Here is a 10,322-nt window from a genome sequence, read left to right as displayed (position 1 = left end):
CTCATGATGAATGCATTGTACCTGTTGAACGCTCCCGCCTCTCATCCTGACTCTGGCCGGCCCGCCCCCCTACATCCCTCCGTATACGGGGGGACTGGGGGACTGGGGGGCTGGGATATAGGGGGGTACAGAGCGGGGCTTCCAGGACTACGTCCCGCTAGCGCGAACGGCGGATTAGCTAAAACTCCCGCCCTCGCCCAAAGGCCAGAACTTCATCCACCCCCAAGCGAGGCTTGCGCGGCAAGTTGCCGGGCGCAGGGTAGCCCACCGCCAGCAGCATCACCGGCACGTAGCGATCGGCAATCCCAAACTCTCGCTTGACCCCTTCAGGGTCAAAGCCGATCATCGGCCCGCTCACCAAACCCTTCGCCTGCGCCGCGATCATCAGTGCCATGGCCGCCAGCGCCCCGGAGCGAATCGCCTCGTCCCGCGCCAAGGTGGGGTTGTTGGCGTAGGTGGCTTGGGCCATGCTTACCCAACTTTCCGCCCGCTCAGGAGGGAGGATCCCGGCGGCAACGGCCCTTTGGGCGATCTCAGGCAGCTTCTCATAGCCCTTCAGATCCCCCAAGATGATAAACACCACCGCCGCATCCGCCACCTTCTGCTGGTTGTAGGCCAGGGCCTTGAGGCGCTCTTTATCTGCAGGATCGGCGACGGCAACAAACCGCCAATGCTGGATGTTGAAGGAAGAGGGGGCTTCCGTAGCATAGGCAACCAGCTCTTGGATCTCCATCTCCGATAAAGAGCGGCTGGGATCGAACTTGTCGGCGGAGATGCGCGCTTTTAGGGCGGCTAGGGCGTCCATCGCAATCCTCGAAGCTCAAAGGTCGAAAGCAAGAAGGCTGCTGACCCCACGACTGGAGGCAGAGTTGGTGAGCAGCCGTACATTCTGGGTTCAAACGGTCTGCCCTCTCTAGGTTATCTCCTTTTTAGCCGGTCTGAAGCAACCGGTGAGCCGGGCCTTGGCAAGCAGCCCCCTCGGCCAAACGGGATCCCTGGCCCAAAGGCAGCTATGATAAGGGGATAATCAAGGCTCTAGCCCGCAGCATTGGATTTTGCGGGGTCACAGACCGGCGATGGCGAGCGGTGTGGTTGATGGGGAGAGGCAACCTGTGAATTTCGGTCGCGTGCTGACGGCAATGGTGACTCCCTTTACACCTGAGGGGGAGCTTAACTACGAAGAAGCCGCTCGTTTGGCCGATTACTTGGTAACCCATGGCAGCGATGGTCTCGTGGTCTGTGGCACCACCGGCGAGTCTCCCACCCTAACCTGGCAAGAGGAGTACGAACTGTTCCGCGTGGTGCGAGATGCGGTGGCCGGTCGGGCTAAAGTTATCGCCGGGACGGGATCCAACTCCACCCGCGAAGCCATTGAAGCCACCAAAAAAGCTGCCCAATTGGGCTTGGATGGCTCTTTACAGGTGGTGCCCTACTACAACAAACCCACCCAAGCTGGCCTCTATCAGCACTTTAAGGCGATCGCCCAAGCCAGCGACCTGCCCATCATGCTCTACAACATTCCTGGTCGGACGGGGGTGAGCCTGCAGCCGGAAACTGTGGCGAAATTGGCGGAGTTGGAAACGATTGTCGCCATCAAGGAAGCTAGTGGTATAATGGACGCAGTCTCGGAAATTCGGCGGCTCACTCCCTCACATTTCGGCATCTACTCAGGAGATGACTCTCTGACATTGCCGATCCTATCTTTGGGAGGCAGCGGTGTGGTCAGTGTAGCTAGCCACTTAGTTGGGCCGCAACTGCAAGAATTGATTCAAAGCTACAGCAGGGGACAACACGACCAAGCCTTGACTTATCATTTGCGTCTGTTTCCGCTGTTTAAGGCTTTGTTTATTGAGACCAACCCTGTTCCGATCAAAGCAGCGCTAGAGATGCAGGGTTGGCTAGTGGGGCAGGTGCGCCCTCCGCTGGTGCCTCTCCAGGGCGGTTCTTTACAGGTTTTACGGCAAGTGCTGCAAGAAATGGGCCTCCTGGCTGAAGCGCAGGGATCCGAACGAAGGACGGCGAAGGCTTCATGATTCGATTATTTTCTTAGGTTTTACCTTTACCATGACGAGAGTTTTTTAAGGGTTAGGGGGTCTTCTGTGGCGTTTGAGCTGTGATTAAGACAGTTTTCCTTCTAATTTTTGCTTTTTCCCAACTGGGAAAGAGGTAAATTGCAACAGCGGAATCCGCCTTTTACCTATGACCTTGCGGGTAAGTTTGCTGGGATTTGTCTATACCAGTTTTCGTCTGTTGTTTGACTGTCACTGTTGAGGATCTAAAGCTAGTATGCCAACACCACGTACTTCGATCGCTTCCCGTCCTGCGGCTTCGGCAGCTAAGCCCACTTCCTCTCTGCAGATGATCCCGCTAGGAGGCGAGCGGGAGATCGGCAAAAACACCTGGGCCTTCCGCTACGAGGATGACATCATCCTGCTGGATGCCGGTTTGGCTTTTCCCGATGAGAGCATGCACGGCATCAACATCGTGCTGCCGGACATGACCTACATCAAGCAAAACCGGGACAAGGTGCGGGGGATGGTAGTTACCCACGGCCACGAAGATCACATTGGCGGGATCCCGTATCACCTACGAGAATTCGACATTCCGGTTATCTATGGCCCGCGTTTGGCGCTGGCGCTGCTGGAGGACAAGCTGCGCGAGGTGGGGCTGTTGAACCGCACAGAATTGCGCCCGGTCGGGCCGCGAGATATCGTGCCCCTGAGCAAGAACTTTTTTGCCGAATTCATCCGCAATACCCACTCTTTTCCCGACAGCTTCACGGTGGCTCTGCACACGCCGGTGGGTGTTGTCATCCAGACGGGCGACTTCAAGATCGACCACACACCGGTGGATGGGGAGCGCTTCGACCTGCAGCGGCTGGCCGAGCACGGGGAAAAGGGGGTGCTGTGTCTGATTAGCGACTCCACCAACGCCGAGGTGCCCGGGTTTACTCCTTCCGAAGCCTCGGTAGTGCCAGGCCTTACCAAGGCGATTGCGGGAGCCAAGGGACGGGTGATCATCACTACCTTCGCTTCTTCGGTACATCGCCTCAACTTGGTGTTGCAAATTGCTGAGCAGCAGGGCCGGGTGGTGTCTTTGCTGGGGCGCTCGATGTTGAACGTGGTGGCTCACGCGCGGCGCCTGGGCTACATCCGCTGCAAGGACGAGACGCTGCAGCCGATGCATGTCATCAACAGCCTGCCGGACGACAAAGTGATCATCCTCACCACGGGATCCCAAGGCGAGCCGCTGGCTGCTCTGACCCGCATTGCCAACGGCGAGCATCCGCAGTTGCAGATCAAGCCAGGAGACACGGTGATTTGGTCGGCCAACCCCATTCCCGGCAACACGCTCGCAGTAACGCGGGTCATCGACAAGCTGATGGAGCTGGGAGCCGATGTCATCTACGGCAAGGACAAGGGGCTACACGTCTCCGGCCACGGCTGTCAGGAAGACCAAAAGCTGATGATCGCCCTCACGCGCCCCAAGTTCTTTGTTCCTACCCACGGGGAGTACCGCATGCTCGTCAAGCACGCCGAAACGGCGATGAGCATGGGGATCCCGCGGGAAAACATCGTGATCATCGGCAACGGCGATGTGGTGGAGGTGAACCAGGAGCGCATTGCCATTGTAGACAAAGTGCCTTCTGGCCTGCAGATGATCGCCGCTTCCCACGATGGGGTGGTGATGGACGAGATGCTGCAAGAGCGCCAGCAGATGGCCAAAGATGGCATGCTGACGGTGGTGATCAGCTTGGATGGCAGGGGCCAGTTGCTCTGCACGCCGCAGGTGCAAAGCTTGGGCCTAGCAGGCGAGGGCACCTCTCTCAAGGGATCCGACCTGAAACCCCTGCTGGAGGACACCCTCAAGCAAGCTTGGCCGCGCTTTGCCCGCTCGCTGGAGCGGGGCAGGCTGGATATTGACTGGGCCGGCCTCAAGGCAGAAGTGGAGCGGGTGGTGCGCCGCTTTGTGCGGGAACAGTTGCCCGGCAAGCCGACGGTGCTGGTTTTTGTGCAATCGCCTGAGGAGGAGTCTGTACCTGTAACTGCTCTGCCCACAGGGGAGACGAAGACAGAACAGGAACGGATAGCCCTGGGGCGGCGGCGGCGCTCCTCGGCGGCGGTGGCGGCTTCGTAAGACCGGGTGGCTGGCGCTCAGGTCTCCTCCTTCTTCCCTGGGCCGGGGGGGTTGAGCTCTGCTGCCGGAAAGCTGCTGGAAGAGAGCTCTGCCTTGCCAAGGGCGGCCAACGCTTCGGGAGAAAGGGATCCCACGTCGCTAAAGGGCGGGCAGCGGTTTTGGGGCGGAACGGGCTGCTGCAGGGCTCTCAGGAAGGCCTCGGCCAGGTCGGCGTAGCCCCGGTCGTTGGGGTGGAAGCCGTCGGCCAGCGGGCCGGGAAAGAAGGATTCGCGGCGGTAGGAGCGGGGATCGCAGAGCAAGTCCACCACCGGGATCCCTTGCTGGCTCAAGGGGTTGATGGCCCGTTGGCTGAGGCCGACGGAGACCAGAGCCAGCAGTCGGCGCAGGCTGCTGGGCTGCTGCTGGCCCAAGGGGATCAGGGCAAAGTTGGGCAGGTTGGCCACTGCCAGGCGGGCTTGGGGGGCGCGGGCGTGCACCGCCTGCAGCAGGGTTTGGTAGTCGGCGGCAAATTGTTGGATCTGGCGCTCGACAAAGGGCAAGGGATCCTCCCCCTGCAGGGCCCGTTGGGCGGCGGCAAAAACAATGGCGTTGGTGTCGTTGCCGCCCACCCAGATGGTGATTAGGTCAGCATTGGGAGGGATGCGCGGCACTTGATCCTGGAGCAGGTTGGCCGGGATCCCTTCCCGCAGGGCTTGCATGGCCGGGCTGAGCACCGCTCCCGAGCGGCCCAAGTTGATGAGCTCCACCGGGCCGGGCAGCAGGCGGGCCAGGCGAGGGACATACCCCGTTCCATTGGGGCAGTCCAGGGGTTCTGAGCGCTGCGGACGGGTGCCGGCCGCGTTGGCCGGGCCATCGCAGGAGATGGAGGCGTTGAAGCCGACGGCATCGCTGGCTCCCAGGGCAACGTAGCGGGTGAGGGCGGGTGGGCCGGGCACAGCAGGCAGAGGGGATTTCGAAGCGGCAGAACAGGCGGCTAGCCCTGATCCGAGCAGCAAAATTAGGATTGAGAGGAGGAGCAGCCCAGCCGTCTGAGGGTCTGGAGGTCGGTTTTTTCGGTATCTGGACGCTTGCATCTGTCGGCAAAGAAAGCAGGTGCAAGGGGGTAGCTTTGGAAAGACTGGGCAGGGGTCGGGCGGGGCGGGAAGCCCCCCAGACAGGCTAACCAAAGATCGGCCAATCGGCGAGTATGGTGGGAGTATGGCGCTGCGCTTTTGCAAGTCCCGCACCTACCACGATCCCCTGCACGGCGCCATCAGCCTGGATGGCGGGGATCCGGTTGAGGCGCTGCTGATTCGCCTCATCGACACACCGGCCTTCCAACGCCTGCGCCGCATCCGCCAGTTGGACACCGCTTTTTTGACCTTCCACGGGGCCGAGGGATCCCGCTTTACCCACTCGGTGGGGGTGCTGCAGGTTACGCGGCGGCTGCTCGACAAGTTGGCCCGCCGCTACCCGGAGCTGCGCCCCTACCGCGCCGTTACCCTGGTTGCCGCCCTGCTGCACGACATTGGGCACCCTCCTTTTAGCCATGCAGGGGAGGAGATTTTTGGCTGCCGCCATGAGGTCTGGACGGCCCGCATTGTACGCGAGGATCCCCAGGTGGCGACTCTTCTGGCGGAGTTCGACCCGCAACTGCCCGCTCAACTGGAGCAGGTGTGGCAGAAACGCTTCCCCCTGCCGCTGGTGGGGCAGCTCATTGCCAGCCAACTGGACTGCGACCGTTTTGATTACCTCATGCGCGACAGCCTGCTCACCGGCGCCCAATACGGCCACCTGGATCTGGATCGCATCCTCACGGTGTTGGACTACGACCCGGAGACGGGATCCCTGTCCATCCCGGCTCGCAAAGGCTTGGGGGCCATCGAGCACTACCTGGTGGTGCGCTATTTCATGTACACCCAGGTCTACCAGCACCCCAAGAGCCTCTGCGCCCGCTTCATTTTGGATCGCCTCTTCAAGCGGGCCCAGATCCTTTTGCAAAAGGGGGAGATCGAGTTGGATCCCATCCTGAGCGCCTGGTGCTGGGCCGCGCTGGCGACGCAAAAGGGAGATCCCTTCGAGTTGCCTCTGCCCCTCTATTTGGCCGCTGACGATGTGATGTTCAGCTACCCTTTCCGCTTTTGGGCTATGGTGGGGAAGGATCCCATCTTGGCGGATCTGGCGCGGCGCTACCTGGAGCGGGATCTGTTCAAAGCCCGCAACCTCACCCGCTTGCCAGCCGAGCGACGCCAAGAGCTGGTGGCAACTCTAAGCCAGAAGATGCAGCGAGATGGCTTGGATCCAGAAAGCTATCTGGGAATCCGCTCCGCCCACGTCCAGGGCTACAGCTTTTACGACCAAGGGATCCAGCTCAAAACCGAAGACGGCTACGCAGAAATTGCCCAGCTCTCGCCGCTGGTGCGGGCTTTGGTGGAAACGCAAAGCCAGGTTTGGCTGATCTTTCCCCGCCCCTACAGCGATATCGTAGAAGGGGCGCTGTCTGCTTAGAGGATTGGGAGATCCCAGGGCCAGGGCATGGGCAAAGCCGTTCGTATCTAAGCGAGGGAAGCAAGCGTGGGGATCCCGGAGATCCTGGCGGGGGTGTTGGCGCCGACGGCCCTGGCCATTGCGTTGGTGGCGCTGCGGCTGTGGCGGGCGCTGCGGGCCTCCCCCTGGCTGAGGGATCCCTCGCCGGAGCAAGCGGCAGCAGTGGCAGCGGCCATGGAGCGGCTGGCGGTGATCGTGCCCGCCTACAACGAAGCGGAGAACGTGGTGGGCTGCCTGAGCAGCATCCTGGACAGCACCGCCGCCCCCTTGCAAGTGTGGCTGGTGGACGATGAATCCACGGATGCCACCTGGGAGCTGGCCCAGGGACTGGCCGCCAAGCGACAGGATCCGCGGCTGCACCTGCTCAAAGGGGATCCCCGCCCCCAAGGCCAGACCTGGGTGGGCAAAAACTGGGCCTGTGCCCAAGCCGTTGCCGCCCTAGCCGCCCAGCCTGATCCCCCCGACTACCTGCTCTTTCTCGACTGCGACGTGCGGCTGGAAAGTGGAGCCATCGAAGCCGCCTTAGGACATTTGCTGGCAAGCGGCAGCGGCCTGGTAAGCGTGGGGCCGCAGTTGGTGTGCGGCTGCCTGGCCGAGTGGCTGGTGCAGCCCATCATGATGGTCATCTTGGCGGCAGGCTACGACTTTGCCGCCGTGAATGATCCCAAGCGTCCCAAGGCCTTTGCCTTCGGGCCGTTCATGCTGTTTCGCCGCTCCGCCTACGAGCAAGTGGGCGGACACGCCGGCGTGGCCGAGGTGGTCATCGAGGATGTGGCGCTGGGACAGCGCATCAAAGCGGCCGGCCTCGGCCTGCAGATCTGCCTGGGGGGGCCGCGGGTGCGCAGCCGCATGTACGCCAATGGGGCCGCCCTCTGGGAAGGGTGGACGAAAAACTGGTTCCTGGGCCTGGAGCGCAACTGGGCCTTGGCCGTGTTGGCAATGGTCACGGTCTTGGGCCTCTGCAGCTTGCCTTGGCTGGGGTTGATCTTGGCCTTGGCCACCGGATCCCTGCAGGTCTTGGCGGCCAGCCTGGCCGGGATCCTGGGCCAAGGGGTCATCCGCCTGCTTCTGTGGCATTGGGCGCATCTGCCCCTGCGCTACTGGTGGCTAACGGCAGTGGGGGGTTGGGCGACAGCGGCCATCATCTTGGCTTCGGCCATCCGCACCACCACCGGCCGCAACTGGACTTGGCGGGGCCGTCCCCTGAGGTCAAACTAGCCTGGATCCTCTGAAACCCCTTGGGAACATGGTCTAATGGGGAATGTTCGGGAAGGATCCCAAAATAACCAAGCGGCGTTTACAAGGCGTTTACAAAGTGAGATAGCACAATGCAGGCTTTGGTCATCGGCTCCGGGGGACGGGAACACGCTCTGGCCTGGAAGCTGCTGCAGTCTCCCCAGATTACTCGGGTCTACTGGGCACCTGGCAACGGCGGCGCCCAGCAGATGCCCCGCTGCCAATCGGTGGCTTTGGCGGCCACCGACATCGAGGGGCTGGTGCGATTTGCTACCGTGCAAGGGATCCGCCTGACGGTGGTAGGGCCAGAGCTGCCCTTGGTGCAGGGGATCGTGGACGCCTTCCAGGCAGCAGGGTTGCCCATTTTCGGGCCTAGCCGCGCCGCTGCCCAACTGGAAGGAAGCAAACTCTGGGCCAAGCAACTGATGCAGGAAGCAGGGATCCCTACGGCTCCGGCGGTAGGCTTTGCCGACTTGTCGGAGGCGCTGGCCCACCTGAATTCTCGCAGCTACCCCGTGGTGATCAAAAAAGATGGGCTGGCCGCCGGCAAGGGGGTGACTGTTGCCCACAGCCGGGAAGAGGCCGTACAGGCGCTGGAGGCGGCCCTGGCCAAGCCGGGCGATCAGGTGCTCATCGAGGAGTTCCTCGCCGGCCAAGAGGTGTCGGTGCTGGCGCTCACCGATGGCCAGATCTGCCTGCTGCTGCTGCCCGCCCAAGACTACAAACGCCTCGGCGATGGCGATACCGGCCCCAATACCGGCGGCATGGGGGCCCACGCCCCGGCAGATCACCTGGTGACGCCGCAGCTTTTGGCCCGTATCCAGGCGCAAGTGCTGGATCCCACCCTGGAGGCTTTGCAACGGCGGGGCATCCGCTACCAGGGGGTGATCTATGCCGGTTTGATGATCACGCCCAGTGGGGATCCCTACGTGTTGGAGTACAACTGCCGCTTTGGGGATCCCGAAGCTCAGGTCATCCTGCCCTTGCTGGAAAACCCTTTGGACGAGGTGCTGCTGGCCTGTATAGAAGGACGGCTGGCCCAAATCCAGCTCAAATGGAAACCCGGCTATGCCGCCTGCGTGGTGATGGCAGCCCCAGGCTATCCCGATGCCTACGAGCGAGGGATCCCCATCTCCGGCTTGGATGCAGCTGCCACCACGGGGGCGTTGGTGTTTCATGCGGGTACCCGCCAGGCGGGCAAGCAGCTCCTGAGCGATGGCGGGCGCGTTCTCTGTCTTACCGGCCAAGGGGCAACCCTATCCGAGGCCCTGCGCCAAGCCTACGCAGCCGTGGAGCAAGTGCAGTTTCCCAAGGCCTACTATCGTTCTGACATCGGCAGCCACGCCCTGGGGCCTGCCGTCCGCCGAGGAGTGATCCCTACCCCATAAAGCCATCCCTTGCCCTCTCAGCTGCAGCCGGATGGAAGAAGCCCCAGAGGGGTCGCTCCTCCAGGGCCCATAAAGCAGCTTTGAAAAAAGCTTTGATGCTTAGACGATAGCGCTTTCGGTAACAAGACGGCAACAGTGATATCAAAGCTCAACTTTACTTTAGATTCCTTAACAATAGCCCTCTGCTTTGACTAGGCACGGATATTGCCAAGGCCGAGCCTCCCCTGTCGAGAGGGATCCCGCATCAGCTCACTTGAGCCGTTGCAGTCGCAGACCTGGATCCCTTGGGGCAGGGATTTCCTCGCTCTCCTCTCCCCTGGTGGAAAAGAGGTTGGGGGTGGTCGCCTGTGGCAGCGCATGGCAGAGGAGACTATCTGATACATTTACGCTGAACACTGCTGAACATCACTGTTCAACTATGCAGCGATAGCATTCTGTTTGTTTCCAAACAGAATGGCGGTATCCCGCAAAGCTTTGAGTAGAATACCCAAAGCGCAGTTTCCGTGTCGTCTTACTACCAATTTTCTGCTTTGCTTTGGCTACCATGTTGGCAGACTCGAAAGTAAACAGAAAGATCAACTGGTAGTAATCCGTACTGAACATATTATACATTATTTTCAGTATAGTTGAGCTTATTATTGACTAGAGTCATGCTCTCTCAAATAGATTCAGCTAGAAATCGCAGGAGCCCCGCACTGTACCCGTAGGGTCAGTGTCGGGAGGAATGCGGAAGTTATGATAGAACCATGACCCAAGTCCTGACCGTCTCCTGCAAGCTCAAGGCGTCCCAGTCGCAAGCCGCCAAATTAGACGCGACTTTGGAGGCTTTTGGCCAAGCCTTGAATTGGGTCAACCAGAACACGCCGGAGAAAATCGCCAACGCCGTTAAGCTCCAGTCTCTGTGCTACCGCGAAATCCGTGCCCGGTTCGGCTTATCCAGTAACTTGGCAAGGACTACGTCCCGCTTACGCGACCAGCAGGTCTGCAGACGGCTGGCCGGTGCCCGTAAAGTTGCCCAACAGAAAAACCGCCCCG

General features: G+C 61.0%; 7 protein-coding genes and 1 pseudogene. 6 read left to right on the top strand and 2 right to left on the bottom strand.

All coding sequences use genetic code 11. The annotated features are described in order from the left end of the window. Window positions 1–178: 178 nt before the first annotated feature. Window positions 179–805, bottom strand: a complete 627-nt coding sequence (locus tag GG26_RS12965; protein WP_099812400.1) for a nitroreductase family protein — start codon at window positions 803–805, stop codon at window positions 179–181. A gap of 271 nt (window positions 806–1,076) precedes the next feature. Between GG26_RS12965 and dapA the strand changes: the two genes are divergently transcribed. Both dapA and GG26_RS12955 read left to right on the top strand, forming a co-directional pair. Continuing rightward, window positions 1,077–2,033 (top strand): 4-hydroxy-tetrahydrodipicolinate synthase, encoded by a 957-nt coding sequence (gene dapA / locus GG26_RS12960; RefSeq protein WP_049749712.1) that lies wholly within the window; start codon window positions 1,077–1,079, stop codon window positions 2,031–2,033. Window positions 2,034–2,286: 253 nt separating this feature from the next. Continuing rightward, entirely contained in the window at window positions 2,287–4,137 is a 1,851-nt protein-coding gene (locus GG26_RS12955) for a ribonuclease J (RefSeq protein WP_099835632.1), read from the top strand. Window positions 4,138–4,154: 17 nt separating this feature from the next. Here the strand turns inward: GG26_RS12955 and GG26_RS12950 are convergent, their stop codons facing one another. Continuing rightward, a complete protein-coding gene (locus GG26_RS12950; RefSeq protein WP_240527273.1) occupies window positions 4,155–5,072 on the bottom strand; it encodes an SGNH/GDSL hydrolase family protein in 918 nt (305 codons plus the stop codon). A 262-nt stretch (window positions 5,073–5,334) separates the two neighbouring features. Between GG26_RS12950 and GG26_RS12945 the strand changes: the two genes are divergently transcribed. The 4 genes and pseudogenes from GG26_RS12945 to GG26_RS12930 form a co-directional block, all read left to right on the top strand. After that, window positions 5,335–6,624 carry an HD domain-containing protein gene (locus tag GG26_RS12945; protein ID WP_414391032.1) on the top strand — a complete coding sequence of 430 codons (1,290 nt, stop codon included), beginning with the start codon at window positions 5,335–5,337 and terminating at the stop codon, window positions 6,622–6,624. Window positions 6,625–6,690: 66 nt separating this feature from the next. Continuing rightward, window positions 6,691–7,881: a glycosyltransferase gene (locus tag GG26_RS12940; protein ID WP_414391029.1), complete on the top strand. Its 1,191-nt coding sequence runs from the start codon at window positions 6,691–6,693 to the stop codon at window positions 7,879–7,881. A 110-nt stretch (window positions 7,882–7,991) separates the two neighbouring features. Next, window positions 7,992–9,287 carry a phosphoribosylamine--glycine ligase gene (purD, locus tag GG26_RS12935; protein WP_414391027.1) on the top strand — a complete coding sequence of 432 codons (1,296 nt, stop codon included), beginning with the start codon at window positions 7,992–7,994 and terminating at the stop codon, window positions 9,285–9,287. 746 nt (window positions 9,288–10,033) lie between these two features. Then, window positions 10,034–10,322: pseudogene (locus GG26_RS12930) on the top strand (RNA-guided endonuclease TnpB family protein); the annotation flags it as partial.

The organism is Synechococcus sp. 'PEA 65AY6A-5F PE A', from assembly GCF_047462575.1.
Lineage (GTDB): Bacteria > Cyanobacteriota > Cyanobacteriia > Thermostichales > Thermostichaceae > Thermostichus.
This window is presented reverse-complemented; position numbering and strand designations above follow the sequence as displayed.

What these genes read in the sequence shown, in the direction of transcription:
- purD (WP_414391027.1), top strand. Translation starts at nt 7,992, where the DNA reads ATGCAGGCTTTGGTCATCGGCTCCGGGGGACGGGAACACGCTCTGGCC.
- GG26_RS12965 (WP_099812400.1), bottom strand. Translation starts at nt 805, where the DNA reads ATGGACGCCCTAGCCGCCCTAAAAGCGCGCATCTCCGCCGACAAGTTC.
- GG26_RS12955 (WP_099835632.1), top strand. Translation starts at nt 2,287, where the DNA reads ATGCCAACACCACGTACTTCGATCGCTTCCCGTCCTGCGGCTTCGGCA.
- GG26_RS12945 (WP_414391032.1), top strand. Translation starts at nt 5,335, where the DNA reads ATGGCGCTGCGCTTTTGCAAGTCCCGCACCTACCACGATCCCCTGCAC.
- dapA (WP_049749712.1), top strand. Translation starts at nt 1,077, where the DNA reads ATGGCGAGCGGTGTGGTTGATGGGGAGAGGCAACCTGTGAATTTCGGT.